This window comes from Mesorhizobium sp. M2A.F.Ca.ET.046.03.2.1 (assembly GCF_003952425.1).
Classification (GTDB): domain Bacteria; phylum Pseudomonadota; class Alphaproteobacteria; order Rhizobiales; family Rhizobiaceae; genus Mesorhizobium.
The window spans coordinates 6,166,598-6,192,075 of sequence record NZ_CP034449.1 but is presented as its reverse complement, the minus strand read 5'-3'; the positions used below and the strand labels follow the sequence as shown (position 1 = coordinate 6,192,075).

Annotated in this window: 23 protein-coding genes and 2 tRNA genes; 13 read left to right on the top strand and 12 right to left on the bottom strand. The window is 63.8% G+C overall.

Annotated elements, in window-relative coordinates; translation table 11 throughout:
* Position 1 precedes the first annotated feature (1 nt).
* The gene (locus EJ072_RS29445; RefSeq protein WP_126082463.1) at positions 2–1,645 is read right to left on the bottom strand and encodes a glycosyltransferase family 39 protein; all 1,644 of its coding nucleotides are present in this window, start codon (positions 1,643–1,645) and stop codon (positions 2–4) included.
* A gap of 284 nt (positions 1,646–1,929) precedes the next feature.
* Here EJ072_RS29445 and tyrS point away from each other — a divergent pair, with 284 nt between their 5' ends.
* Positions 1,930–3,183: a tyrosine--tRNA ligase gene (gene tyrS / locus EJ072_RS29440; protein ID WP_126082462.1), complete on the top strand. Its 1,254-nt coding sequence runs from the start codon at positions 1,930–1,932 to the stop codon at positions 3,181–3,183.
* Between the two features lie 79 nt (positions 3,184–3,262).
* On the opposite strand, the gene EJ072_RS29435 is transcribed toward tyrS, so the two are convergent.
* Entirely contained in the window at positions 3,263–6,670 is a 3,408-nt protein-coding gene (locus EJ072_RS29435; RefSeq protein ID WP_126082461.1) for a DUF3971 domain-containing protein, read from the bottom strand.
* A 95-nt stretch (positions 6,671–6,765) separates the two neighbouring features.
* On the opposite strand from EJ072_RS29435, the gene EJ072_RS29430 reads away from it, so the two are divergent.
* Complete coding sequence (locus EJ072_RS29430; RefSeq protein ID WP_126082460.1) at positions 6,766–7,233, top strand: peroxiredoxin; 468 nt, start codon at positions 6,766–6,768, stop codon at positions 7,231–7,233.
* 41 nt (positions 7,234–7,274) lie between these two features.
* Here the strand turns inward: EJ072_RS29430 and EJ072_RS29425 are convergent, their stop codons facing one another.
* Complete coding sequence (locus EJ072_RS29425) at positions 7,275–8,411, bottom strand: GNAT family N-acetyltransferase (protein WP_126082459.1); 1,137 nt, start codon at positions 8,409–8,411, stop codon at positions 7,275–7,277.
* Positions 8,408–9,409 carry a sterol desaturase family protein gene (locus EJ072_RS29420; RefSeq protein ID WP_126082458.1) on the bottom strand — a complete coding sequence of 334 codons (1,002 nt, stop codon included), beginning with the start codon at positions 9,407–9,409 and terminating at the stop codon, positions 8,408–8,410. Before EJ072_RS29420 ends, EJ072_RS29425 begins: the two co-directional genes overlap by 4 nt.
* A 305-nt stretch (positions 9,410–9,714) precedes the next feature.
* Here EJ072_RS29420 and EJ072_RS29415 point away from each other — a divergent pair, with 305 nt between their 5' ends.
* Complete coding sequence (locus tag EJ072_RS29415; protein ID WP_126082457.1) at positions 9,715–10,995, top strand: M23 family metallopeptidase; 1,281 nt, start codon at positions 9,715–9,717, stop codon at positions 10,993–10,995.
* A gap of 33 nt (positions 10,996–11,028) precedes the next feature.
* Here EJ072_RS29415 and EJ072_RS29410 read toward each other — a convergent pair whose 3' ends face one another.
* Positions 11,029–12,255 (bottom strand): amidohydrolase, encoded by a 1,227-nt coding sequence (locus tag EJ072_RS29410; RefSeq protein WP_126082456.1) that lies wholly within the window; start codon positions 12,253–12,255, stop codon positions 11,029–11,031.
* The gene (locus EJ072_RS29405; RefSeq protein WP_126082455.1) at positions 12,242–13,420 is read right to left on the bottom strand and encodes a M24 family metallopeptidase; all 1,179 of its coding nucleotides are present in this window, start codon (positions 13,418–13,420) and stop codon (positions 12,242–12,244) included. The genes EJ072_RS29410 and EJ072_RS29405 overlap by 14 nt, the downstream gene beginning before the upstream one ends.
* Before the next feature lie 254 nt (positions 13,421–13,674).
* Between EJ072_RS29405 and EJ072_RS29400 the strand changes: the two genes are divergently transcribed.
* From EJ072_RS29400 to EJ072_RS29370, 7 genes are all read left to right on the top strand, one after another.
* Entirely contained in the window at positions 13,675–15,111 is a 1,437-nt protein-coding gene (locus tag EJ072_RS29400; protein ID WP_189343121.1) for an FAD-binding oxidoreductase, read from the top strand.
* The gene (locus EJ072_RS29395; protein ID WP_126082454.1) at positions 15,108–15,842 is read left to right on the top strand and encodes a FadR/GntR family transcriptional regulator; all 735 of its coding nucleotides are present in this window, start codon (positions 15,108–15,110) and stop codon (positions 15,840–15,842) included. The genes EJ072_RS29400 and EJ072_RS29395 overlap by 4 nt, the downstream gene beginning before the upstream one ends.
* A gap of 2 nt (positions 15,843–15,844) precedes the next feature.
* On the top strand, positions 15,845–16,279 hold the full coding sequence (locus tag EJ072_RS29390; protein WP_189343120.1) for a VOC family protein: 435 nt from the start codon (positions 15,845–15,847) through the stop codon (positions 16,277–16,279).
* Positions 16,280–16,345: 66 nt separating this feature from the next.
* Positions 16,346–17,398 (top strand): ABC transporter substrate-binding protein, encoded by a 1,053-nt coding sequence (locus tag EJ072_RS29385; RefSeq protein ID WP_189343119.1) that lies wholly within the window; start codon positions 16,346–16,348, stop codon positions 17,396–17,398.
* 100 nt (positions 17,399–17,498) lie between these two features.
* Positions 17,499–18,272 (top strand): ABC transporter ATP-binding protein, encoded by a 774-nt coding sequence (locus tag EJ072_RS29380; protein ID WP_126082452.1) that lies wholly within the window; start codon positions 17,499–17,501, stop codon positions 18,270–18,272.
* A complete protein-coding gene (locus tag EJ072_RS29375) occupies positions 18,269–19,024 on the top strand; it encodes an ABC transporter permease (protein ID WP_126082451.1) in 756 nt (251 codons plus the stop codon). Before EJ072_RS29380 ends, EJ072_RS29375 begins: the two co-directional genes overlap by 4 nt.
* 83 nt (positions 19,025–19,107) lie before the next feature.
* Positions 19,108–19,680, top strand: a complete 573-nt coding sequence (locus EJ072_RS29370; RefSeq protein WP_245467036.1) for a hypothetical protein — start codon at positions 19,108–19,110, stop codon at positions 19,678–19,680.
* Between the two features lie 121 nt (positions 19,681–19,801).
* On the opposite strand, the gene EJ072_RS29365 is transcribed toward EJ072_RS29370, so the two are convergent.
* Positions 19,802–19,878 (bottom strand) — tRNA-Asp (locus EJ072_RS29365).
* Between the two features lie 219 nt (positions 19,879–20,097).
* Here EJ072_RS29365 and EJ072_RS29360 point away from each other — a divergent pair.
* Positions 20,098–20,173: transfer RNA gene (locus EJ072_RS29360), tRNA-Val, on the top strand.
* 57 nt (positions 20,174–20,230) lie between these two features.
* Here the strand turns inward: EJ072_RS29360 and EJ072_RS29355 are convergent.
* Positions 20,231–21,187 carry a phytanoyl-CoA dioxygenase family protein gene (locus EJ072_RS29355; protein ID WP_126082450.1) on the bottom strand — a complete coding sequence of 319 codons (957 nt, stop codon included), beginning with the start codon at positions 21,185–21,187 and terminating at the stop codon, positions 20,231–20,233.
* Positions 21,188–21,333: 146 nt separating this feature from the next.
* On the opposite strand from EJ072_RS29355, the gene EJ072_RS29350 reads away from it, so the two are divergent.
* Positions 21,334–22,197 (top strand): AraC family transcriptional regulator, encoded by an 864-nt coding sequence (locus tag EJ072_RS29350; RefSeq protein ID WP_126082449.1) that lies wholly within the window; start codon positions 21,334–21,336, stop codon positions 22,195–22,197.
* Between the two features lie 64 nt (positions 22,198–22,261).
* On the top strand, positions 22,262–22,465 hold the full coding sequence (locus EJ072_RS29345; RefSeq protein ID WP_126082448.1) for a hypothetical protein: 204 nt from the start codon (positions 22,262–22,264) through the stop codon (positions 22,463–22,465).
* 25 nt (positions 22,466–22,490) lie between these two features.
* Here the strand turns inward: EJ072_RS29345 and EJ072_RS36165 are convergent, their stop codons facing one another.
* From EJ072_RS36165 to ugpC, 4 genes are all read right to left on the bottom strand, one after another.
* Entirely contained in the window at positions 22,491–22,589 is a 99-nt protein-coding gene (locus EJ072_RS36165) for a putative RiPP precursor (protein ID WP_189342102.1), read from the bottom strand.
* A 97-nt stretch (positions 22,590–22,686) separates the two neighbouring features.
* The gene (gene rbsK, locus EJ072_RS29340) at positions 22,687–23,616 is read right to left on the bottom strand and encodes a ribokinase (protein ID WP_126082447.1); all 930 of its coding nucleotides are present in this window, start codon (positions 23,614–23,616) and stop codon (positions 22,687–22,689) included.
* A 4-nt stretch (positions 23,617–23,620) separates the two neighbouring features.
* Positions 23,621–24,073, bottom strand: a complete 453-nt coding sequence (locus EJ072_RS29335) for an RbsD/FucU family protein (RefSeq protein ID WP_126082446.1) — start codon at positions 24,071–24,073, stop codon at positions 23,621–23,623.
* 78 nt (positions 24,074–24,151) lie between these two features.
* A complete protein-coding gene (ugpC, locus tag EJ072_RS29330) occupies positions 24,152–25,210 on the bottom strand; it encodes a sn-glycerol-3-phosphate ABC transporter ATP-binding protein UgpC (protein ID WP_126082445.1) in 1,059 nt (352 codons plus the stop codon).
* Positions 25,211–25,478 lie beyond the last annotated feature (268 nt).

Here is a 25,478-nt window from a genome sequence, read left to right as displayed (position 1 = left end):
ATCACGGCGCCACCCGGTAAAGCCCGAGCGCAAGCTTGTCTCCTGACGAATAGTTGATGCCGTCGATCTCGGTCAGCCGCTTGGCCGACTTGCCCTGGGCGGTCAGCACATCGGCAAGCTTCTGCTCGTCCTTGATCGGCGCCAGGCCGAGCGCGCAGGACGGATCGTCGAGCAGATGCCGCGCCACGCCCTCGACCTCGGTGAGCACGGTCTTGGTGCCGACCAGGAAGACCAGGCTCGGCTCCTGGAATTTCGCCGAGGCGAGCACGGTGGTCTCGCAAAGGCGGTTGGCGTCGACCGCGGTCTTGATCGCGGGGCTAAGCCAGATCGGCTTCAGCGACGGCGCGATGACGCCGAACAGCAGGCTGAAGGTGATCCCGGCGCCGACCGCGATCGCGGCGATGCGGCCAAGCGGCACCTGCAACTGCCTGGGGAAAGCGAGATAGCCGGTGACAAGAGCGGCGATCGCCGCCGGTATGCTCCACCAGGAGAAGGTCTTGGCGAGATAGAGCGGCGCGCCAAGGCAGACCACCGCAAGACCGATCGCCACCACGGCAAGGCCGAAAGCCGTCGCCCACCACAGCCATGTCTGCCAGCGCTTCAGCGGCGCGTTGGCCTGGTCCGCCGGGAGCGTGAGCAGCCAGCCGATCAAGAGCGCCATGCCCGGATAGGCCGGCATCACATAATGCGGCAGCTTGGTCGGGATCGCCTCGAACACCAGCCAGAACGGGATGTACCAGGCCAGGCAGAAGCGCAGGCGCGGATCGTCCCAGAACCGGTTGATCGCCTGCAGCCCGGCGCCGACCGCGATCAGCCCGAACGGCCACATGAACAGCGAGTAGGTGAGCATATAGAAGCCGGGCGGCAGGCCGTGCGATTCCTCGCCCTGCGCCACCTTGTTCAGCATGTCCTTGCCGACCGCCTCCTGGAAGAAGGCGCCGCCGCTCTTCCAGGTGATGAGGATCAGCCATGGCAGCACGATCACGAGCACGATCGCGACGCCGCGCACCAGCTTCATCTTCGTGAGCCAGCGCCAGTCGCGGTCGAAGGCAATAAGCGCCGCGGCCGTGAGCAGCGACAAGAGTGGCGAAACCGGGCCCTTGATCAGGATGCCCAACCCTTGCGCGATCCAGAATATCCACGGCAGATGCCCGGGTACCGACTCGTTGCGCTTGGCCGCCATATAGACCTGGGCCAACGCGCCCTGCGCGATCACACAGCAGGCGAGAAGCATCGCGTCGGTCTTGGCGTCGCGTCCCTCGAAGGCGGTGGCGAAGATCGCCGCCATCATCAGGCCGGCAGCGAGCCCGGCATTGGCGCCGAAGAGCTTTGTCCCGGTCCAGCCGATGCCGACGACCGCGATCGCGATGCCCAGCATCGAGACCAGGCGATAGACCCAGATCGGCGCCGCCGCCCCCTCGCCGCTCAGCGCCACCGCCGCCGACTGCAGCCAATAGATGCCGATCGGCTTCTTGTAGCGCGTGACGTCCTGCAGGCGTATGTCGACATAGTCACCCGTCTCGACCATCTGCTTGGTCGCCTGGACGAAGCGGGATTCGTCGCGGTCCACCGGCGGCAGGCTGGCCAGCCCGCTGACGGTCATGACGATGCTGAACAGAAAGAGGAGAATGTAGTTCCTGTTCATCGCGGGAGCTCGTCCGATCTGAAACTGCGGGATGGCCCCGTCGCCGCATGGCGCCTGTATTTGCGCGGCGCTTCATTACGCCAGCAAAATGGGTGAGGCAAGGACAGCGGTGCCGCACGGGACCGGACGCAAAACCGGAACCACTTTTGCTGATCGCTGGATTGCCCAGTTGAACCGCGATCGGACGCAAAACCGGAAACCACTTTTGCTGATCGCGCTTGGATGCTAAACGCGCGCCTTCATATCAAGCATGGCCAAGTGCCCGGCGACCTCAGGAAGAACAAATGTCCGCCTTCAAATCCGATTTCCTGCGCATCATGAGCGAGCGCGGTTTCATCCACCAGATTTCGGACGAATCCGCCCTCGACCAGCTTTTCGCCAAGGAAACGGTAAGCGCCTATATCGGCTTCGACGCCACCGCCCGGAGTCTGCATGCGGGATCGCTGATCCAGATCATGATGCTGCATTGGCTGCAGCAGACCGGCCACCGTCCGATCGCGCTGATGGGCGGCGGCACCTCGATGATCGGCGACCCGTCCTTCAAGGACGAAGCGCGCAAGCTGCTCACCCCGCAGGACATCGAGGACAATCTCGTCGGCATCCGCCGCAATTTCGCGCCTTACCTGAAGTTCGGCAACGGCCCCGGCGACGCAGTCATGGTCAACAACGCCGACTGGCTGATGGAGATCAACTACGTCAACTTCCTGCGCGACGTCGGCCGGCACTTCTCCGTCAACCGCATGCTCGCCTTCGATAGCGTGAAGCTCAGGCTCGACCGCGAGCAGTCGCTGTCCTTCCTTGAGTTCAACTACATGATCCTGCAGGCCTACGACTTCGTCGAGCTCTACAAGCGCGTCGGCTGCCGGCTGCAGATGGGCGGCTCGGACCAGTGGGGCAACATCGTCAACGGCATCGACCTCGGCCACCGCATGGAGGGCGTACAGCTCTTCGCCATGACCACGCCGCTGCTCACCACCTCGTCCGGCGCCAAGATGGGCAAGTCGGCCTCGGGCGCAGTCTGGCTCGACGGCGACATGCTGAGCCCCTACGAATTCTGGCAGTACTGGCGCAACACCGAGGACGCCGATGTCGGCCGCTTCTTGAAGCTTTACACCACGCTGCCGCTGGACGAGGTGGCGCGGCTGGAAAAGCTCGGCGGCTCGGAAATCAATGAGGCGAAGAAAATCCTCGCCACCGAGATCACGGCCATGCTGCACGGCCGCGAGGCGGCCGAGATGGCAAGCGAGACAGCGCGCAAGACCTTCGAGGAAGGCACGCTCGCCGACACGCTGCCCAGCGTCGAAGTCGCCAAATCGGACCTCGAAGCCGGGATCGGCATCCTGGCGCTGTTCGTAACAGCTGGGCTGGCCGGCTCGAACGGCGAAGCGCGCCGGCATATCCAGGGCGGCGCGGTGCGCATCAACGATCAGCCCTTGACCGACGACCGGCGCATCGTCACGTCCCTGGACCTCGGCCCGGAAGGCGTGGTGAAGCTCTCGCTCGGCAAGAAGAAACACGTGCTGGTGCGGCCGATCTGATCGGCCGCGCCTTCTCGATCGCCGTCCTTCCCGATCGCCGTCCTTCCAGAAAACCGGAGGCCGCTTTTCGGGATCAAGGTTACCTATATTCGAAGATCGAGCGGAATATACCCGGCGCCACCACCGACAGCGGATTGACGTTGAGGGTCGGCTTGTTGGCATTGCCGCGCAGGCGGTAGGTGACGCCAATCAGGCCACGGTCGCGTCCGTTGCCAAGGAGCGGCCCGAACAGCGGCAATTCGCCGAAGATCCGGTTCAGCCCGTAGACCGGCATGAAGGTGCCGGTCATGTCCATGTTGTTGTTCGGATCATAGAGCGTTCCCTGGAAGGTCGTGCCGATACGTGGACCGCGCAGCAGGCCGTTCGCCAGCCTCAGATAGCCGGACCCCTTGTCGATCTCGGCGAAGCCGCGCTCGAACTGCACCCTGGACGTATCGATATTGCCCTTGACGGCCTCGTTCAGGCTGCGCGTATCGCCGGCCGGCGTGGTCGATACGATCGAGGCCAGCTTGGGCTCGTTGACGACATAGAAGTTGCGGGCATCCACCTGTCCCTTCATCGGCCCGTCGGCGGCGCCCGAGAGCGAGAGCGTGATCGCGCCGCCTTCCATATGCTCGTAGACGTTGAGGAAACGCAGGATCGCGCCGGCGTCGGCCGACTTCACCCTGAGCACCCGGCCGCCTTCGCTGGTGGTGTTGTTGATCGTGATCGGGGCGCCCGAGCTTGCCGCGGCGGTGACGTTGAGCCCGTTCAGGTGCGATCCGGCCGCGCTGTATTCGAGCTTCAGATTGGAAAGCACCTCGTCGTGGAAACCGGTCAGCGATGCCACATCGGCGCTCACCGAGATCGCGTCGCTGCCGGCACCCTTGGTGGCGGTGTCGACATCGGAGGTGAACTGCTTGATCAGCGAGCGGGCGTCGAGCGACGCGCCGCTGACGTCGACCGCGTAGCTCTTACCGGCGCGCTTGACCGAAACGGCAACGTCGTCGCCTCGGTTCAACGCAACCTTGCTGAAGCGGGCCGCGGACAACGCGCCATTGACCAGCGTCACATTGCCGTCGATCGAAAAGCTTTTTCCGTCGAGAGCGAAATCCGACAGCGTGGTTGTGCTGCCAGACTTCGCCATGTTGAATGCGACCTTGGCCGGAATGCCGGCGCCCTTGCTCCACCCCGCCCAAGGAATGTCGAGCCTGGCATTGGTCAGGTCCGCCGAGACCTGCTGGGCGTCTTCGCCGCTCTTGTCGATCGCCACCTTGATGGTTCCCGAAAGCAGGTCCGACAGCCCAGGCATGCTGGCGTTGCGCGTCTTGTCGTCGAGGATCAGCGTGACCTTGAGGCTGCGCGCCGGCCCGTCATCGGCGAGCGGTTCGACCAGATCGAGCTCAGCCGGAATGCCGTTGAGCTTGGCCTCCGCCGAAATCACCGCCTGCTTTGGCCCCACTGTTATCGAGCCGTCCGCCTCGGTAACGGTCTGGTCTTCGAACGACTTGGCGAGCGACAGGTCCTGATAGTCGAGGGAAACCAGCCAATCGAGCTTCGAGGTGTCCATGCCCCTCGTCAGCGGAATGTCTGCCCTGACGTGGCCGGTAACGGTGCCGGACAGGTCCTCGGGCGCTAGCCCGACATGGCGCATGGCGTTGATCGGCTCGTAGGAGGCAAGCTCGGCGATCGCCGGCGCCTCACCCGCGACGTCGATGTCGAGTCCGCCGACCACGATCGGTCGATTGGCGTTCTTGATCGTCAGCGTCCCGCCGCTTGCCGCCACGGTGCGCCCGCTCGGCATGTAGACGCTGCCCGATGAGAGCGCGATGTCGACATCGTTGCCGTGGAACGCGACGACACCGACGGCGTCGCGGACCGGCGGGATGCGCCCGGCGGTATCGAAGCGCGAGCCTTCGATCTGGAAACGGCCGAACACTTCGTCGCCGGTAAGCGGCACGCCGTTGCCCAGGCGGCCCGGCACCACCTGGAACTGCAGGTTGGCGTCGGTCACCGTACCGCCGAACAGGTTGCCCAGCACCCAAAGCCGCGCATTGCGGGCCGAAAACCATGGCCACAATTGCTTCACATGCGAGACCGGCATGTCGTGAACGTTGAGCGACAGCGACACGCCCGGAGGACCGTTGTCGACGAAGGCGACGGTGGCCGCGCCCAGCACTTCGCCCGATCCGCCGGACCGGACGCCGATCTGCTCGGCGACGAGCTTTCGGCTCTTCGGCTGATAGACGCCTGCGATACGGGCCAGGAACTGAAGCGCCGGTTCGGGCGATTCCGAGGGCGCCAGCGTCGAGCCGTCGCTGGTCAGGTCGTAGCGGTATGCGGGCTCCTCCCCGGCGGCTGCCGGCTTCGGCCCAATCGACCCGGCAAAGTCGAAGCTGGAGCGACCGTTCTTGATCAGCAGCCGGTCGACCGAGATCTTGTTCGAGCCGGCCATCAGCGTGGCATCGGCATCGACGTCGAGAGGCAGCAGCCCGCGTTCGTCCAGGTCGAGCACAGAACCGGTGAGCGAGAGCGAGGCCGCCAGCCGCGACGGGCTGTCGCCCGACGCTTCCGAGCCCGAAAGCTGCAGCGCGATCGAACCCAGTCTGGCGCCATCGGCCGCGGGGGCAGCCTCGGTCGAACCACCCTCGCCGGAGGTGCCCGCGCCTTCTATCTCGATGTTGGCATCCAGCGAGGCGATCCGCCTTGCCGTCGCATCGCGGGTCGCGGTTGCGGTCAAAGTCGCGTGCCGGCCGTCGACATCGGCATCGTAGGAGAACTGCATGCGCCCGGTACCGGTCTGCGCGACGGTTGCCGAGGTGACGGTCACGCGCTTGACGAGCCCTGTGTCCGGCAATTCGAACTCGACGTTGTGCAAGTCGATCTGGCGTATCGAGTCCTCGCGCACGGCATCCAGCGCGTCGTTGACGCTTGCGAACGCCGCCGCCGACACTTTCTCCGGGTCGACAAGCCCGTTTTCGTTGCGCAGCGCCGCCGTCCAGTCACCGCCGCCGGAAGGCATGGCCGCCACGACGATGTGGGCGTTGGAGAATCTGGCGCTGGTCAGCCGGACATCGCCGGAAAGCAGCGGCAGCAGGCGCATGCCGAAACGCACCCGCCCGATATCGGCCATCGGCTTGCCGTCAGCCGTCTTGAGGCTGACATCGTTCACCTGCAGGGCAATGAAGCTCGATCCGTCCAGCGTCAGCCGCGCCGCGCCGACGGTGACATTGACATCGACCCCTGCCAGCTTCTCGATGGCGGTCTCCGCCTCGGCCCGGAGCCGTTCCGTGCCGATGCCCGAGGCCCCCAGGACATAGACGCCCGCCGCCGCCAGAAGCACGAGTGCGCAAAGCCCGGCAAACACGCGGCCGAGGACGCGGAAGCGCCGCCGCACCACCGCGCGGCCAAGCGGCGGCACGCTGCAAGCGGACGGGAGCTTCGCCAGGTCGGTGATCTCGTCACGCCTGAACCTGATCTTCTCGTGCTGCGGGTCTTCCTGATCCAAGTAATCTTCCGTTGTGACGAACTCGTCATGGACGAATCCCCGCCTCACGTTATATCGATGCGTTCCCACGCGTAACCGCAAACAAGGGCATCGATATGGCTGATCTCGAGGTCGGCGACGCAGCGCCTCAATTCGATCTTCCGCGTGACGGCGGCGGCTCCCTCAGTCTCGCCGCGCTCCGGGGCAAACCCATTGTACTCTACTTCTACCCGCAGGACGACACCACAAGCTGCACCAGCGAGGCGATCGGCTTCTCGCAGTTGAAGCCGGAGTTCGAGAAGGCCGGCGCCGAAGTGATCGGGCTGTCCCCCGATAGCGTGAAGAAACACGACAAATTCAAGGCGAAGCACGATCTCACCGTCGATCTCGTCGCCGACGAGGAGCGCAAGGTGATCGAGGCCTATCATTTGTGGGTCGAGAAGACGATGTACGGGCGCAACTATATGGGTGTCGAACGCGCCACCTTCCTGATCGGCAAGGATGGGCGCATTGCCCGCGTCTGGCGCAAGGTTCGCGTCAAGGGCCATGCCGAAGAAGTGCTCGAGGCCGTGCGCGCGCTCTGAGCGTCGCCAACCCCCACCAAAGCAATCGACAATTATGGTCGTTACTCGTCAGGTGCCTCGGCCTTCGGCTGCCGCCACGTCCTCCAGGATTTCGAACGATGGCTCGCTTGATCGGCCAGCGCGGCGAGATGGCCACGCAAACCGCGCGCACCCATCATGGACGACAGCGTGACTGACTGCGTGGCGAAGCGCCGCTTGAAATCCTCGCCGCCGCAGAGAAAATCGACCGTGGCGAGGCCACGGTCGAACGACCATTGGATATAGTCCATCATCAGTACCATGCCCGGCGAGGCGCGCTCGTATTCGGGATCATAGGTGGTGACGAAAGCCATCATCGTGCCGTGCTGCTCGAAATTGATCGAGACGGCGACGATCGTGTCGTCGAGCTCCAGCACGAAGATGCGCAACAGCCCGAGGTCGGCCAGCACCGAAGTAAGCGCGGCAAGAACCGGCGAGCCCTTATCGAACAGATCCGAGGCGCGACCATGGCGAGCGAGCCAGAGCCGCTTCAACGTCGCGACGCGCTCGAGCACCGGCTCTCGCGGCTCCGCCGAGTCCAGCAGCCGGAAACGCAATGCACCGCTTTCTTCCATGAACTTGCGGCCACGACGATAGTTCTGCCGGCCCTTCTTGGACAACGTCTCGAACCATTCCGCCCCACGCTGCCAGGAGCCAGCGACACGATAGCTGATTTCGGTGCGGTGATTGGGCCGAAGCGCCTTGCCATGAGCCGGTTCCAGCAGGGCATGAACACCGGCATCCGGCAGCAGACGGTTGAGATAGATCAGGTCGAAGCCACCCTGGTCAAAAACATACTGCCAGAGGCGGGAGATCGCCCGCGGGTCGCTGTCGGGTGCAACCAGCGCGTCGCCATAGTCACTGTGATCCTTCGCCGCCCATTCGAGTATGCGGATGCCGGAACGCCTGAAGGTCGCGAGCGCTATCACGCCATCGAGCCGGTCGCCGTTCCAGGCAAGCCCAATCCTGAGCGCGCGCCGCTCCTGCTGCGGGGTGGTGCGCCACCAGGCCGCGATCCAGTCCGGGTGCTGGAAGACAAGCCCGCCAGCCCACTGCCAGAGCGCCCTCCAGGCCGGTGCGATCTCGGCCAGGCGCGCCGCCGACGTCACGACTTCGAAGGTGTGTGTCCGCGGGATTGCGAGCACAACGGGACCGTTCATGGCCGTGTCCCCTCCGACGCTCGCGAGGTGCGTGACCGTGGCTTTCCAGGCCGGATGCGCCTGGCGATATGTCCCCACATCCGCTTCAGCGGCATGACGTAGAGGCCTGCGAGCGACTGATAGTCGCGCACATCGCGGTCGACCAGCCCGAACGTGAAGTCCTCGTCAGGCCTCGGCACACACAATGTTCCGAAGAGCCGGTCCCAGAACGAGAAGAGCAGCCCGAAGTTCTTGTCGTAGTGGCGCGGATCGACGCTGTGATGCAACTGATGCCAGTGGGGACACAGGATCAAATGGTTGAGCGGGCCGAACGAGATCTTGAAGTGCGTGTGCCTGACGAAATCCATCATCAGGATGTTACGCATGACATAGACGTTGACGCCAAAAACGGTCAGTTCGACAAGGTTCAGCGAAATCAGCGACCAGATGCCGAAGCAGAACCCTACGATGATGCCATCCCAGGCTCGGTTCATCAACTCGTCGAGCGGATGGACCCGGTCCTTGGTGATCCCGACCATCACCTCGGCCGAGTGATGCACCTTGTGCAGTTCCCAGAGCAGCGGATAGCGATGCTGCGCGACGTGATAGAGATAATAGGAAATGTCGTAGGCGAGGAGCATGCTGACGGTGAAGATCAGAACCGTCACCGGCCCTGCCGGCCCCTCGGTCAGAGGCGGCTGGAAGTGGAGCAGTGTCGAAAACAGCCAGTTGGTCCCATACCCCACCGCTGTGACGAAGACGATTCCGGCGGGCAGCATCAGGAAAGGCATCAGGGCCTTCTTCGTGACCCAGAACAGAAGGTCGGCCTTCGCGGAGGGATGGGTGATGACCTCGTGCGGGATGACGAACTCGAAGAACTCCTTCCAGCTCTTCTCCTCGACCGTGCGCCAATAGGCTACAAGCGCGCTGACAAAGGCAGTCAGCAGCAAAAGCCCGGTCGCCAGCAGACTGGTGCCCGAAATCTTGTCGAGGATCTTGCCAACCAGATCGTCCAGCATTCCTACCGCCACGGTGAATCCCAAACACCAACACGCCTTTACTCGAAAAACGTCAACTAAACGCAATCGAACAGAGTTAAGAAACCCGAGCCTTACTCTGGGAGCTACAGGCCGCTCCTGGCAGAACATTGGAGTTCGTCGCCAACGATTTCGCGACATGGCGTCCGCGTCCAGGAGATTTACGCGCAACCCCGTGCCCGTGCTGCGTGCATTCGGCGCCGCGCGGTCGACCCGGCAAGCCTTTGTTAACCCTAATAATGTGTAATCAGGCTTGTCGTTGGTCCCGTAACGAAAGCCTGGTCCCCGTGAAACCAACCGGTCAGTCAGCTGTCTTCGGCAGGCGCAAGGAACCGCACACGGTCATCATCGCCCGCGGCAACGAGATAAGGCATTTCACCATCCGCCCCTGGCTCGCCGCCTTCCTCGGCTCGGCCCTGGCGGCGATCGCCATCGGCTATCTGCTTGCCACGTCCTATCTGGTGTTGCGCGACGACCTGATCGGCGCCACGACGGCCAGGCAGGCGCGCATGCAGCAGGCCTATGAGGACCGCATCTCGGCCCTTCGTGCCCAGGTCGACCGCATTACCAGCCGCCAGCTTCTCGACCAGCAGCTGATGGAAACCAAGGTCAGCGAACTCTTGGCCAGGCAGACCCAGCTCAGCGAGCGCCACGGGCGGCTCGGCCCGATCCTCGAGCGCGCCGAGAACGAGGTCGGCGACGCGCCCGCGGCAGGCGCCGCGGCGGCCAAACGCGATGAACCCGCAGAGGTCACCGGCAGCCTCTCTCAGGCGCCGACCTATTCCGTCGCATCCTTGAGCGCCGGTGACACCAGGCCCTTCTCGCTCTGGTCGACAAGATCCGATCCGCTCGATGCTGAAACGGCCGCCGATCGCGCCGACAAGCTGTTCGTCTCGATCAACGCTTCGCTGAAGGCCATCGAGAGCCAGCAGCTCTCGCGCATCACCACGCTTGCCGACAGCGCCTACAAGAATGCCGATGCCATAACCCAGGCGCTGGAAGCCGCGGGCCTGCCGGTCGACAGCGAGCTCAACAAGAGCGATGTCGGCGGCCCACTGGTGCCGCTCGATCCCTCGCTGGTTTTCGACAGCAGGGTCAAGGAACTGGACGAGGCGCTCGACGCGCTTGACGGAGTCAAGAAGGAGGCGCGCAAGCTGCCGCTCGCCAACCCCGCCCCTGGCCATCCAGTGACCAGCCCGTTTGGCGTACGCACGGACCCGATCCTGGGCAGCGCCGCCCTGCACACGGGCATGGATTTCAGGGCGCCGATCGGCATGCCGGCCAAGGTCACGGCCGCCGGCATCGTCACCAGGGCCGGCTGGGCCGGCGGCTACGGCCGCATGGTCGAGGTCGACCACGGCAACGGCTTCGCCACACGCTACGGACATCTGAGCGAGATCGACGTCACTGTCGGCCAGAAGCTCGCCGCCGGCGACATCATCGGCAAGACCGGCAGCAGCGGGCGCTCGACCGGCCCGCACCTCCATTACGAGGTGCGCCACGATGGCGAGGCGGTCGACCCGCTACGCTTCCTCACTGTCGGCAAGAAGGTCGCGCAATACCTTTGACCGGCTTATCCGACAAAGGCGCCTGCGGATCGGCTAAGCGCCGTAATTCTCCTGTCCAGCCAGGTACATCGTTGCCGCCGAAACCAGAGTAAGGACGCCGTTCTTCAACGCCGTCTCGTCGATGCGGAACCTGGAATGGTGGAGTGGGTAGACTGACCCTACCCCCTCGTTGCGGATGCCGAGCCGGAAATAGACCGACGGGCGTTTCTCGCTGTAGTAAGCGAAGTCGTCGGCAATGCTCCATCCAGGCATGTTGAGAGCATTATCCGCGCCAATGCTGGCTTTGGCGCCGGCCATGATCAGGGCCGCCATCTCGGCATCGTTGACGACGCCTGGTTCGCCTCGGTGGATGTCGATCTTTACGCTGGCGCCGTGGCTTGCCGCTGTTCGTTCAAGCATCTCGCGAAGCCGGCGCCAGGCCCGCTCGCGAGTGGCGTCGTTGCCGCTGCGGATGGTGCCTTTGAACGCGACCTTGCCCGCAGTGACGTTATAGGCATTGCCGCCATTGATGGCGGTCACCGAGATGACCAGCGGATCATAGGGATCGGTCTCACGCGAAACGATCTTCTGCAGCTCGCTAACCATGGAGCAGGCGACAGTCAGCGCGTCTATGCCTTCATAGGGCTTTGCCGCATGCGCCGCCGAGCCGGTGACCAGCACATCGAACGTGTCGCAGGCGAGAGTGTAGGGACCCGGGCCGACGGCCACCTTGCCGGACGGCGTATACGGATCGACATGGACGCAGATCGCGGCATCGACGTCGTCGAGAAGCCCCTCCTCGACCACCCGTCGCCCACCGGACGGTTCATCTTCCTCGGCCGGCTGGAAGATGAGGCGAACGGTTCCGCCGAAACTGTCGCGTGAGCGATTGAGATGCGCGGCGACCGCAAAGCCCATCGCGGCGTGGGCGTCATGGCCGCAGGCATGCATCACGCCCGGATTTTTGGACGCAAAGTCGACGCCGGACTCCTCCTCGATCGGCAGGGCGTCGATATCGGCGCGGATAGCCACCTTGCGGTTCGAAGGCCGGCCGGTGCCGACGATGTCGACGGCAAGCCCGTAGCCGGCCACATCACGGATTTCGGTGATCCCTTCCTTTGCAAGCATCTCGCGCAAATAGCGCTGCGTGCCCGCTTCCCGGTTCGACAGCTCGGGGTGGCAGTGCAGATGGCGCCGGATCTCGATCATCCGATCGAGAATTCCGGCATCGATGTCGGGCGCGGCATCGCTCGTCGAGGACGGCCGGTCAGGTTTTGACATGGATATCCCGCGGGAACTTCGTCAGCGTCTCGTTGCCGGTCTCAGTCACCAGGATGGTCTCGCTGACCTCGATGCCCCAGCCGTCCATCCACATGCCCAGGATGGAATGGACGACATTGCCGGGCTGCAGCACCGTCTTGTCGCCGGGCCGCAGGCTGATCGTGTGCTCGCCCCAATCCGGCGGATAGGCAACGCCGATGGAATAGCCGATGCGCGATTCCTTCTTCAGCCCGTAGCGCTCTATGACCTTGCGCCAGGCGGCTTCGACCGCTTCGGCGGTCGTGCCCGGCCGTACCGTGTCGAGCACCGCATCCATGCCCTCGATCACAGCCTTTGCCGTGTCCGCGACGCGGGTCGGCGTCTTGCCGAGCTGCATGGTCCTGGCAAGCCCTGCGGCATAGCGGCGGCAGACGCCGGCGAGTTCCAGCGCGATAGTTTCGTCCTTTCCGAAACGCCGGTCGCTCCACATGATGTGGGGGGCGGAAGCGTTTTCGCCGCCGAGGATCGTCGGCGGCAGCGCCGTGATGTCGCCGGCGAAATCCGGGCTGCCGGCGATCTGCGCCGCCTGGATGGAAGCAATCGCGTCGCATTCGCGCACACCCGGCGCAATGACGTCATAGGCCCGCGCGACCGCCGCTTCTGCCAGTTTCGAGGCCTTGCGCAGATAGTCGATTTCCGGCGCCGATTTGACCGCGCGGATCCAGTTCACGAGCAGGTCGGCGTCGTGCCATTTGGCGTTGGGCAGTCCGGCGACGAGCCGCGCATGCGCCTTTGGCGAAAAATAATAGGCTTCGAGCTCGATGCCGATGGGACGGTTGCCCCAGCCCTTGGCGACGATCCAGGCCGCGATCCAGTCCATCGGATGCCGGTCGGCGCGCTGGACATGGTCCTCCGGGAAGCCGACGACGTTTTCCGGCTTCATCCAGGCCGTCAGCAGCCCGCCAGCCGCATCCATGGCGCGGCCGATCCAGACTGGCTCGGCATCCTCGATGGGAACAAGCACGACCTGCGGCGTGTAGAACGACCAGCCGTCATAGCCGGTGATGTAGTGCTGGTTGGCGACGTCGTTGACGATCAGGAGTTCGATGCCTCGCCTGGCCATCTCGGCGCGGATTTTTCCGAGCCGCCGCTGGTACTCTGCGCGGGCAAAAGGCGGTTCAATCATCTTTTCTCCTCATCGGATCGATCTGGTCGGGGACGAAGCCCTATCGTCCTACCATTGCGGTGGTTTTGAGCGACGACAATCGGCCAGGACGGTGCATAGGCAGGGCCTACCGAGCAGTCTCGGCTTGCCAGCCGCCGTGGTCAGTTCCACCTGCCTTGAACGAGCCGATGACCTGTTCGCCGAACAAAAGAGCGATTGACTCGAATTAAGTTGTAGGATGATATGTATCACCTGATATCAAGACATAAATCTCCATGACCGTTGATCGCCTCTCGCCGGAAATACTCAGCGCCATGGAAGGCGCCGTCGGCCGAAACGGCATTGCCGCCGAGCCGGCTGGAATGGCGAAATATCTGGGCGACTGGGCGGGCGATTATCGCGGCGAAGCGCTTGCCGTGCTGCGGCCCGGCTCGGTCGGCGAAGTCCAGGCTCTGATGCGCTTGTGCAACGAGCTTGGGCTCGGCATCGTTCCGCAAGGCGGCAACACCGGGCTGGTATCAGGCGCGATCGACAGCAAAGGCGGCGGCCTGGTTGTCTTGAGCCTGGAGCGGCTGAACGCCATCCGGCAGATTGATGCCGGCAACTTCACCCTGCAAGCCGATGCCGGCTGCGTGCTGCAGACGATCAAGGACGCCTGCGAGGCGCAAGAATGCCTCTTCCCGCTCGCGCTCGGCGCGCAAGGCAGCTGCCAGATCGGCGGCAATGCGGCGACCAATGCCGGCGGCGTCAACGTGCTGCGCTATGGCATGGCACGCGACCTGATCCTCGGTCTCGAAGTCGTGCTGGCGGACGGCGAACTGTGGAACGGCTTCTCTGGTCTGCGCAAGAACAACAGCGGCTACGACCTGAAGCAGCTTTTCATCGGTTCCGAAGGCACGCTCGGCATCATCACCGGTGTCGAGGTCAAGCTGTTTCCGAAACCGGCGCGAACCGAGACCGCCTATCTCGGCCTTGCCTCGTTCGAGGCGGCCGTTGCGCTCTTCAACCAGGCGCGCCGCGATTGCTCGGACCTCGTCTCCGCTTTCGAGATCATCGGCGCCGAATGCATCGAGCTTGCCCGGCTGATCGACCCGGCGATGAGGGCGCCGGTCGGAGCGCCCGTCCACGTGCTGATCGAATTGTCATCCAGCGCGGCTATCGACCTCAACAGCTTGCTGGCCGGCGTCCTCGGCGATGCCATGGAAAATGGCCTGGTAACCGACGCGGTTCTCGCCGCGAGCACGACGCAGGCCAGGAGTTTTTGGGCGATCCGCGAAGGTCTGGTCGAAGGCCAGGCCAAGCGCGGCTATCATGTGCGCACCGACCTGTCGGTGAGGATTTCCGACATCCCCAGCCTCATCGAAAGAGCCCGCCGCTTCGTCGCGAATGACCATCCCGGCTGGATCCCGCTCGCCTACGGCCACGCCGGTGACGGCAACATCCACTTCAACGTGCTGCCGCCGCTCGAACTCGCCGAGGATGAAGCCCGTGCCCGGGGCGCCGAAGTCATCGCCGGGCTCTATGAAATCGCCGTCGGTCTCGGCGGCTCGATCAGCGCGGAGCACGGCATCGGCCGCAGCCGCCGCAAGGAATTCTGGGCCGGGCTTTCGCCGGCGCATCGCCGCATGGTCGCGGCGCTGAAGAGCGCACTCGACCCCAAGGGCCTGATGAATCCCGGTTGCCTGTTGCCCGCGACGGAGACTTTTCCATGAAGCAGAGACTGGCCGCCATCGGCACTGTCGAGACATTGCCGCACCGGGTCGCTGCCTTCCTCAGCCGCGAGATCGAATCCGGCGAATTGAACCCCGGCGCGCGCCTGCCGACCGAGCAGGAATTGTCCGAAAAATTCGGCGTCAGCCGAAATGTCGTGCGCGAGGCGATCGCCCAGCTTCGCGCCGACGGCATGATCGAGGCGCGCCAAGGCATCGGCGCCTTCGTGCTGGCGCCCGAGCAGCGAGCAGCGATCCGCATCGACCGCGAGGCGCTCAAGGACACGCACAACATGGAGCGGCTGTTCGAGCTGCGCTGCATCCTCGAGGCCGAATCGGCTGCGCTCGCCGCGGCGCGCCGCAATCAGGGCCATCTCGATTCGATCAAGGCTGCGCTCGACCGCATGGGCGGCGAGGAGCGTTGGGAAGAAGGCAGCATCGACGCCGACCTGCTCTTCCACCGCGAGATCGCGCGCGCTACCGGCAACAGCTACATCCACACCTTCATCTCGTTCGTCTGCGAGCAGATCCGCCACTCGATCCACTACGCGCGCATGACGAACCCGCTGCACGACCTCGTCGAGATCAATGTCGGCGAGCATGTGCGCATCTATGAGGCTCTGGTGGCGGGCGATCCGGCTGCGGCGGAGGCGGCGATGCGCACGCATATCGTCGGCGCCGCCAACCGCGTCGGCGTCAAGCTGCCGCTCTCGAAAGACACCGGAGCGAAATAGCCATGCCTGCGAGCGTCACCCGCATCTCCGACGTCTGCCTGCTGGTCGAAAATATCGAACGGACGGTCGATTTCTACGTCGACAAGCTCGGCTTCCTCTTGCGCCGCCGCGCCGAAGGATTTGCCGATTTCCATGGCGAGGGCGTGTCGCTCGCTGCCTGGGAGCTCGACCACATCAACCGGCACACCGGCGTGTCCAACCTGAGATCGCCGCGCCACGCGCATAAGGTTTGCGTCGCCGTGCAGCTCGACACGCCGGCCGACATCGACCGGCTGCACCGCGAATTGAGCGCCAAGGGCGTGCCCTTCTACGGCCCGCCCGAAGATTACGTCTGGAACGCGCGCTGCGCCTATTTCACCGACCCGGACGACACGCTTTGGGAGCTTTACGCCTGGCTCGACGGCGGCCCTGGCGATTACCACGACGAACAGCCGTAGACGACGCCGCGCTGAAGGGAGCGGCGCCTGAAGAAAAGACGAGAAAGTCTGCAACAGGAGCGAAAAATGAATGGGAACAGGGACTTTGAATTGAACCGCCGTGCATTCGTGAAAGGCGGCATGGCAGCGGTGGCGGCCGTATCTGCCGGCATGCAGCTGCTGCTGACGCCGGGCGCCAAGGCCGCGGGCAAGGTCGTCATCCAGTATGACTGGTTGCTATCCAACGGCCAGATCGGCGATATCGCGGCCGTCGCCAACGGCTATTTCAAGGACGCTGGGCTGGAGGTCGAGTTCAGCCCCGGCGGCCCCAACGCGTCGACCGTGCCGCCGGTCATTTCGGGCGCCGCCCAGCTTGGGCAGTTCTCGGAAACGCCGCAGCTATATTCTGCCCGCGCCAGCGGCGTGCCGATCAAAATCATCGCCTGCGGCTTCCGTACCGGTCCTTACGCATTGACCTCGAAACCGGCCAAGCCGATCCGCAGTGTCTCCGATCTCAAGGGAAAGAAGATCGGTATCCAGCCGACGGCGCGCTTCGTCATCGACGAGATCCTGGCCAAGAACGGCATCGACCCGTCGGAGGTGACCATCGTCAATGTCGGCTTCGACAAGGCGCCGCTGGTGCGCGGCGATGTCGACGCCATCGGCGGCTGGATCACCAACACCCAGGCGCTCAGCGTCGTCGGCGACGACCGCATCGACCTTCTGACGCGCGACCTCGGGCTAAGCTCCTACGCGGACGTCTATTTCGCTACCGACGCGGCAATCGAAAAGGATCCTGAGACGCTGGCGAAGTTCATCGGCGCCGTCGGCAAAGGCTGGGGCTGGGTGCATGCCAATCCGCAGGAAGCGGTCAAGAAGATGGTCGCCGCCTATCCGGAAATGGATCTTGGCTGGGAGGAAAAGACCGTCAATCTGGTGCTGAAACTCTCCTTTGACGGCGCCACCGCCAAGGACGGCTGGGGCACGTTCGACCCAGCCTCGATAGAGGAGCAATTGGCGCTGCTCGACAAGGTTGGCCAGTATCCAAACGGTCGCCCGGCGGCCGCCGATGTCTACACCACCAAGATACTCGAACTCTCGGCAGCCGACCGGCCCAAGCTCGACGCGCCCGCCGCGTAAAGCATGATCTCAAGAGGTGGGAACCGGCTTTTGGAAAAAGTCATGCTCCAACTAAGAGTTAGATCAGCATGACGGTCCAATCAGACGTTGTGCTGATCTAATGCCGCACGCGATCGAAGCGCGACGGCTGGATGTCGGCTATGGCGGCCGGCAGACGGCCGTCAAAGTGCTCGCCGGCCTCGACCTCACCGTCGAGGCCGGTTCCTTCCTGTCGATCCTGGGCCCGTCAGGCTGCGGCAAGTCGACCTTGCTCAGGGTGGTGGCCGACCTGCTCGATCCGCTCGGCGGCACGATCAGCGTGCTTGGCGAGACGCCGCATACGGTGCGCTCGCGGCGCGATGTCGGCTTCGTCTTCCAGGATTCGACCCTCCTTCCCTGGCGCACGGTGCGCGACAATGTGCGCTTGCCGCTTGGCGTCGGCCTGCGCAGCCTGACACGCAAGATCGAGGATCGCAGCACGGAACTGCTTGAATTGATGGGGCTCGGCGCCCTCAGTGAGCGCCTGCCGCACCAGCTCTCCGGCGGCCAGCGCCAGCGCGTGGCGATCGCGCGCGCCCTGCTCGGCGAACCGAAACTGCTTCTGATGGACGAACCCTTCGGCGCACTGGACGAGATCACGCGCGACCGATTGAACGATGAGCTGTTGGCGCTCTGGCGGCGCAGCGGCACGACCATCCTCTTCGTCACCCATTCGATCGCCGAAGCCGCCTATCTCGGTGAGCGCGTCATCGTGCTGGCCGCCAATCCGGGACGTGTCTTGAAGGACCTCGACATGCGGCCTCTCAAGCAGGAAGGCAATCGCTGCAAGCGCGAGGATGCGGCGATCGTCGCCGCCATGGCCGATCTGCGAACGGCGCTGGAGCGCGCATCGTGAGACAGGCGCCGCTCTCCCCGCACATGACGGCCGCGCTCCCCGTTCTCGGCGCGGCTTCGATCCTGCTCGCCTGGCAATATCTTTTGCCGTTGCTCGGCGTGCCCGCCTATATCGTGCCGACACCGACGGCGATTTTCGGCGTCTTCCAAAGGAATTTTGCGCTCCTCATCGACAATCTGCGGCCGACGCTGATCGAGGCGCTGGCCGGCTTCGTCATCGGCAATCTCGCTGCCGTGCTGCTGGCCGTGCTCTTCGTCCACAGCCGCGTCCTGCAGGCGGCCTATTTCCCGATCGTGCTCTTCTTCAACACCATCCCCATCCTGGCGCTGTCGCCGATCATCATCCTGATCTTCGGCCTCGGCATGACTCCGAAGATCGTCATCGCCGCGGTGATCTGCTTCTTCCCGACGCTGGTGAACATGATCCGCGGCCTCGATTCGGCCAGCGACAACGAACACGAGCTGTTCCGGGTGCTGTCGGCGACGCGCTCGGAGATCTTCTGGAGCCTGCGCCTGCACCGTGCTCTGCCGATGTTGTTCTCGTCACTCAGGATCGCGTCGGCCACCGCCGTGATCGGCGCCATCGTCGGCGAGTGGATCGGCTCGGACAAAGGGCTCGGCGCGCTGATCATCCAGGCGACCTTCAACTATCAGTCCGACCGGCTCTACGCCGCGATCGTTCTTTCGTCATCGCTGTCGATCGCGCTGTTCTGCCTGGTGGTCCTCGTTGAGCGGCGGATCATTAGATATTGAGCCCCGGCCGCCCGTAGGGCCGCCCGAGTTAACAATAGCCTCCGATCAGGCATTCATCGCGCATTTAATCCGCCTGCTGTAGGATGCCGCAGCACAACCAAACCGGGAGACAATTCGTGTTAAGAACTTTTCACGTCTCGATCCGAGCAACGCTGGCCTTCATCTGCCTCGTCAGCTTGGCCGCGGCCGCTACGGCCCTGTTCCCTGCCACCGCGTCGGCGCAGCAGCTGCGGCGATGCGCGAATGAGGGCGGTATTTGCCGCCTGCCCTACCCCACGCAAGTGGTCTACGGCGCGCGCGGTCGAATGACCTCCCGGTTTTTCGATCGTCGAGCCGTCCCTTGCTCGAATCGCGTTTTTGGCGACCCGGCCCCCGGTCGCGAAAAGGCCTGTTATTTCGTGGCGCGTGGCGGCGGCTATGGCGATGACAATGATTACGGGGACGATGACTACGGCTCGCGCCCGGACCGCGGCGAATGGATCGCCTGCGCCAGGGAGGGTGAGTTCTGCGATTTCCGCGGCCGCGCGATGGTCAGATACGGCGCACGTGGCCAATACACGCAGGACGTCTTCAGGAACGGCGTTCGCTGCAGCAACGACGCTTTCGGCGATGATCCCGCTCCAGGCGCTCACAAACGCTGCTACGTCAGGCAGTAGCGACCTGAGCCCTCGACAAGGTGGCGGCCCCGCAGGGGCCCCACTGCCGCTTAATACAGCCCCGCACGCGCGTTAAATGCGCCGGATAAGCCGATTTTCCGATTGATCCTGTCAAGGATGATGGCGCGAGTGACGGGGCTCGAACCCGCGACCTCCGGCGTGACAGGCCGGCACTCTAACCGACTGAGCTACACCCGCGCACTGACGAGCACGTGTCAGGCGTGTTCGTCGTTGGGGCGGTGGATAAGGGGTTCGTTTGCAGGTGTCAAGCGCGGCATTCAAGCATAACAACAAACAGGAGAAGGTTTTTTGACAACGGCGTCGAGGCTGGGGAAATCCGCCTGATGGCGGGCGCACCGGTCTGTTCATTTGGCCTTGCGAACGCGGCCCTAACTGCTTAAAGGTCCGCGCTCAAGCGGGCGATTAGCTCAGTTGGTAGAGCGCTTCGTTTACACCGAAGATGTCGGCGGTTCGAGCCCGTCATCGCCCACCAGTCCGCCGAACAGCCGATGCAGGACGGCGGAACCGTCGCCATATCAATCTCCCGACGTTACCCGTTCCAACTGACCACCCCCAGCAGCCTTTCGCCGAGCGGCGTCAGCTTTGCCGTCTCGGCATGCTTCTTCTCCCAGCTGCGCGGATCGCCGGCAAAGCCGGCGCGCTGCGGCGCCTCGCGTTCGCGCCAAGAGCGGATTCGCGCCTCGCGCTCGACAAGATTGCTCTCATCGGCGGGGAACATGGAGATATACTGGGCCATTCGCACCTTGTCGTCGGACGTGTTCGGCGCCACGCCATGCGCCAGAAGCGAGTTGAAGATCATCAGGTCGCCAGGGAAGAGCTCGAGCTTCTCGATCCTGTCCTCGATCCCTCTCATATCCGGATGATGCGGATCGCGGTCGGCGGGTTGAGTCTTCACCCATTCGTCGAAATGTTCGAACAGATAGGGCACGCATTGGAAGCCGCCGATATCGCCGCCGTCCTGATGGACCAGCGAAAGCACACCCTGCACCGAGATCGGCTTGGGCTCGAGCGAGGTGTCGGCGTCCCAATGGATGAAGCCGGGAGATGCGCGCCTGCCCTTGTTGGGCGTGTTGAGGTTGGCGCGGTCGATGGCGACCCACAGATCCTCCATATCCCAGATATCGACAAAGGCATCATAGACGCGCCGCGCCATGCGGTTATCCCACAGGAACTGATGATTGTAGATCTCGACCATGCCGGCATTGTTGATTTCCTTCAGCGCATAGTCGCGCCGCTGGGTGACGTCCCAGGTCGCCGGATAGTTGGGGTCCTTCTCCTCGAATTCCCAAAGCAGTGCCTTGAGACGCTCGACATTTTCCATTGGCACCGCATCGCGCACGATCACGAAGCCCCGCCTCTGCCAGTGCGCGAAATCGGCGTCCGAAAGCACGCGCAGCGGAAGCGCTTTCCTGATCTTGGACAGTTGGGTCGTCGCCCGGCTGGATGTTGGGTGATCGTCCTTAGTGATGTCTTTCGCGTGGGCCATCGATTTCCTCCTCGACGTTGTCCTGTCAAACACGAGGCTAACCGAACGGCGGACATGCATGTTGTCGCTAACAGGCACAGAATGATACTATTCTGGCGTCCATTATCATTCAAACGCCGTTCGAGGCGAATTCTCAGGGGCCGGCTGTGAAGCCATATCTGGAGAAAGTCACCGTCGCCGATGACGCCTCATGGTCGATGGTGCGGGTGCCGCGCGACCCGACCATTCCGTTGGAATGGCACCATCATCCGGAATATGAGCTGACGCTCACGCTCAACTCGCGCGGATGCCGCTTCGTCGGCGACCATGTCGGCGGCTATGACGATGGCGATCTCGTGCTGCTCGGTCCTAACCTGCCGCACACCTGGTCGTCGACGAGCAAGCTCGATGGCGGCAAGCCGCATCTGGTCATGGTCATCTGGTTCCGGCCCGAATGGGCGCGTGGATTGACCGGTCTTCTGACGGAACTGCGACCGGTAGCCGGCCTGCTGCAAAGATCGGCGCGCGGGCTGAAATTCTCGCAAGCTGCGACCGGGCGTGTCAGGGCGCGGATCGAAGCGATCTTCGACAAGCCGCCCGCGGACCGGCTGCTCGACCTGATTGCGGTGCTGCTGGCGCTGGCCGAGGACGACGCGGCCGAGCCGCTCACGGCGCCGTCCCGTTCGCCCCAGTCCACCCTCGCCTCGAGCGGCGCGCGCATAGACCGTGTTCTCGGCCACCTGCACACGCACTATACTGATGAGCTCAGGATCGACCGTGTCGCGCGCCTCGCCGCGCTCAGCCCGTCGGGCTTTCACCGGATGTTCACCCGACACACGCGGCTGACCGTGACTGAGTATGTGACACGGCTGCGCATCGGCAAGGCTTGCGCCCTCCTGACGGAGGGCGACAAGCAGATCGCCCACATCGCCGAGCAGGTCGGCTATCGGTCGCTGGCCAATTTCGGACGTCAATTCAAGGCTTTAAAAGGCCTGACGCCGCGCGAATATCGCGGCAGGTTTGCCAACTGAGGGCCTTCTCGGAACCATTTCAACCTTGTCCCGTTCAGCCCTCGGGTAAAACGGGAGAAGTCAGATGGCTGTGAGATGTCGGATTTCCATCGACGAGGAGAGGGATGTCGACGAGCTCGCTTTCCAGGAATTGCCGCGGGTCGGCGAAAGCGTGTCGATACCGGTCGAGGGAACGAACAGGGACCTCCGCGTCCTTCGCGTCGTGCATATGCCCGGCAGCGAGCAAGGCGCAACGACGATGCTGGAACTGACCAGCAGGATTCTGTAGCGCTATCCAAGCCCGATCAAGGAAATCATTCGCCCAGGACGACGCCGGAAGCGACAATCTGGGCCGTCCGTTCGGTGAGCTTCTGCCGCTTCACGAGCGTGGGTTTTTCGTAAGATTTCTTCATCCTGCCGTTCCGGCGTTGCAAACCAGGAGGATGAACGCGCTCGCTTCAGGAGCGTTCCCGGTCAAGGGGCCGCTAATAAACCGGCCGAACTACGAGTTCATGCCTTCGCGAGCAGCGCCTCGACCTCTTGCAATGTCGGCATAGACGGCGCGGTGCCGGGGCGGGTCACCGAAATGCCGGCGACCCCGCAGGCAAAGCGCACGGCCTCCAGCGGCTCGACGCCTTTTGCCAAAGCGGCGGCAAGACCGCCGTTGAAGGCATCGCCCGCCCCGGTGGTCTCGACCACCGGGCCGGCATTTACGGCGCCGACATGCTCGGATCGGTCCTTGCTGTGCAGAAGCGCGCCCTTTTCTCCCAGCGTCACGATGACGGCCCCGACACCCTTGGCCAGCAGAGCGTCGGCGGCGCGGCGGGCGTCGTCGACCGACGACACCTTGATGCCGGTCAGCCCTTCGGCCTCGGTCTCGTTGGGCGTGACATAGTCGCAGAGCATGTAGATACGGTCCGGCAGGCTCGCGGCCGGCGCGGGATTGAGAATGGTCGTCACCCCTGCCCCGCGCGCGATCTCAAGTGCCTTCAAGGCCGCGTCGATCGGCTGCTCGAGCTGCGTGACGAAGACGCCGGCGGAGCGGATCAGGCCGGCATGCGTCTCGATGTCTGCGGGGGAAATCAGCATCGCCGCGCCCGGGCTGACGATGATGGCATTGTTGCCCGTGCCTTCCTCGACGAAGATATAGGCAGCACCCGTATAGCTGTCCGGCGTGTCGATCACGGCGCTCTTGACGCCAGCATCCCTCCAGGTCTGCTTGGCCATGTCGGCAAAGGCATCGACGCCAAGCCTGGTCAGGAAAGTGATGTCGGCGCCAAGCTTGCCGGACGCCACCGCCTGGTTCGAGCCCTTGCCGCCCGGCCCGAGCTTGAAGGAATTGCCGAGGATCGTCTCGCCCATGCGCGGCTGGCGATCGGCGCGATAGGCGGTGTCGGCGACGAACACACCCAGGATGACGACAGGCTTGGCGGCGGCCATGTCCTTACTCCGCATCCGGCGGCACGACGCCTTTGCGGAAGGCAAAGCAGCCATAGAAACGGCGCTCGCCGGTCTGGATCACGCAATAGGCCTTCTTGGAGCGCTCGTAGAAAGCGTAGCGCTCGATCGAGATCATCGGCCAGGGTTTGCCCTCGGCCGCGTCGATCTCCTTCTGGACCTCCTTCTGCACCGGCGGGATTTCGTTCGGCTTGCCGACGATCTCCATGCGCGCCGCGGCATCGTTGACGAACGTATCCAGCGGATAGACCGACAGCACCGCCTTCACCGCGTCGGCCGCCGTCGCATCGATGCGCAAGAGCTTGCCGAGCACGGTTTGCCGCGCCACCGAATCGGATGGGAAATTGGTGTCGGCGATGATCAGGTCGTCGCCATGACCCATCGCCCGCAGCGCCTGGAGCACGTCGGCATTGAGCAGCGGATTGATCCCTTTGAGCATGGTTTCCTCCCGGAAGTCTGTGTGCGGTCTGGAGCAATTCCAGGAAAGGCGGTTTTCCGTCCGGAATTGCGTAAAGATCTAAAGTCGCTTGCCGGTTTCGGCGTCGAAGAGGTGGACCTGGTCGAGACGCGGCTTCAGCTTGAGCGTATCGCCCGGCTTGAAGTCGTGGCGCTCGCGAAACAGCGCCACCATCTCGCCCTCGCCGAAGCGCACGAACACCAGGGTTTCCGAGCCGGTCGGCTCGACAACCGAGATCTTGGCCTCGACGCCGTCGGGATGGATCTCCAGGTGCTCCGGGCGTACGCCGTAGACGACCGTCTGACCATCCTCGCCGGCACTGTTGGCGGGCATGGGAAACGCTGTGCCGGCAATGTCGACGACCGGTTTCTCGCCCTTCCTCACGGTGCCCTTGAGCAGGTTCATCGCCGGCGAGCCGATGAACCCGGCAACGAAGAGGTTCGCCGGACGGTCGAACAGTTCCAGCGGCGCGCCGACCTGCTCGATGCGGCCGTCGCGCATCACGACGATCTTGTCGGCCATGGTCATGGCCTCGATCTGGTCGTGGGTGACATAGATCGTCGTGGTCTTCAGCCGCTGGTGCAGTTCCTTGATCTCGGTGCGCATCTGCACGCGCAGCTTGGCGTCGAGGTTGGAGAGCGGCTCGTCGAACAGGAACACTTGCGGATTGCGCACGATGGCGCGGCCCATCGCGACACGCTGGCGCTGACCGCCCGAAAGCTGGCGCGGATAGCGCTTGAGATAGGGCGCGAGGTCGAGGATGTCGGCGGCGCGCTTGACACGTTCGGCGACGACAGCTGGATCCGTGCCGCGCAGCTTCAGCGCGAAGGCCATGTTCTGCTCCACCGTCTTGTGCGGATAGAGCGCGTAATTCTGGAACACCATGGCGATGTCGCGCTTGGCCGGCGGCAGGTTGTTGACGACGCGCTCGCCGATCGAGATCGTGCCGCCGGAAACGGTCTCCAGCCCGGCCACCATCCTGAGCAGCGTGGACTTGCCGCATCCTGAAGGGCCGACCAGCACGACGAACTGTCCGTCAGCGATATCGACGCTGACCTCATGCAGGACCTTGACGGTTCCGAACGCCTTGGCCACACTGCTGATCGCGACTTGAGCCATCGTCTCCCCTTTATCTTTTGATGTTTTGCGGTGAAGCTAGCCATTGCCAAGGGCAACGGCAAGTCGGTACCTTATAGATAAAAAGCCAATCTTGTTGACAAGGTAATCGATTACGCGAAATAGTGGCGAGTGCCAATCCGACGCAGGCCTGTTACCCTGAGATCGGAGCTTCGGCGACGCAGGGTGGGGTCCCACGTCCCCGTATGATCGAGGAGAACCGAGAGACGTTTCCACGTCCGAGAGATTGGCACTTCAATTCAATCGCTGT

Coding starts and splice junctions, on each gene's coding strand:
- EJ072_RS29445 (WP_126082463.1), bottom strand. CDS start 1,645: ATGAACAGGAACTACATTCTCCTCTTTCTGTTCAGCATCGTCATGACC.
- tyrS (WP_126082462.1), top strand. CDS start 1,930: ATGTCCGCCTTCAAATCCGATTTCCTGCGCATCATGAGCGAGCGCGGT.
- EJ072_RS29430 (WP_126082460.1), top strand. CDS start 6,766: ATGGCTGATCTCGAGGTCGGCGACGCAGCGCCTCAATTCGATCTTCCG.
- EJ072_RS29425 (WP_126082459.1), bottom strand. CDS start 8,411: ATGAACGGTCCCGTTGTGCTCGCAATCCCGCGGACACACACCTTCGAA.
- EJ072_RS29420 (WP_126082458.1), bottom strand. CDS start 9,409: ATGCTGGACGATCTGGTTGGCAAGATCCTCGACAAGATTTCGGGCACC.
- EJ072_RS29410 (WP_126082456.1), bottom strand. CDS start 12,255: ATGTCAAAACCTGACCGGCCGTCCTCGACGAGCGATGCCGCGCCCGAC.
- EJ072_RS29405 (WP_126082455.1), bottom strand. CDS start 13,420: ATGATTGAACCGCCTTTTGCCCGCGCAGAGTACCAGCGGCGGCTCGGA.
- EJ072_RS29400 (WP_189343121.1), top strand. CDS start 13,675: ATGACCGTTGATCGCCTCTCGCCGGAAATACTCAGCGCCATGGAAGGC.
- EJ072_RS29395 (WP_126082454.1), top strand. CDS start 15,108: ATGAAGCAGAGACTGGCCGCCATCGGCACTGTCGAGACATTGCCGCAC.
- EJ072_RS29390 (WP_189343120.1), top strand. CDS start 15,845: ATGCCTGCGAGCGTCACCCGCATCTCCGACGTCTGCCTGCTGGTCGAA.
- EJ072_RS29385 (WP_189343119.1), top strand. CDS start 16,346: ATGAATGGGAACAGGGACTTTGAATTGAACCGCCGTGCATTCGTGAAA.
- EJ072_RS29380 (WP_126082452.1), top strand. CDS start 17,499: ATGCCGCACGCGATCGAAGCGCGACGGCTGGATGTCGGCTATGGCGGC.
- EJ072_RS29370 (WP_245467036.1), top strand. CDS start 19,108: ATGCCGCAGCACAACCAAACCGGGAGACAATTCGTGTTAAGAACTTTT.
- EJ072_RS29355 (WP_126082450.1), bottom strand. CDS start 21,187: ATGGCCCACGCGAAAGACATCACTAAGGACGATCACCCAACATCCAGC.
- EJ072_RS29345 (WP_126082448.1), top strand. CDS start 22,262: ATGGCTGTGAGATGTCGGATTTCCATCGACGAGGAGAGGGATGTCGAC.
- EJ072_RS36165 (WP_189342102.1), bottom strand. CDS start 22,589: ATGAAGAAATCTTACGAAAAACCCACGCTCGTGAAGCGGCAGAAGCTC.
- rbsK (WP_126082447.1), bottom strand. CDS start 23,616: ATGGCCGCCGCCAAGCCTGTCGTCATCCTGGGTGTGTTCGTCGCCGAC.
- EJ072_RS29335 (WP_126082446.1), bottom strand. CDS start 24,073: ATGCTCAAAGGGATCAATCCGCTGCTCAATGCCGACGTGCTCCAGGCG.
- ugpC (WP_126082445.1), bottom strand. CDS start 25,210: ATGGCTCAAGTCGCGATCAGCAGTGTGGCCAAGGCGTTCGGAACCGTC.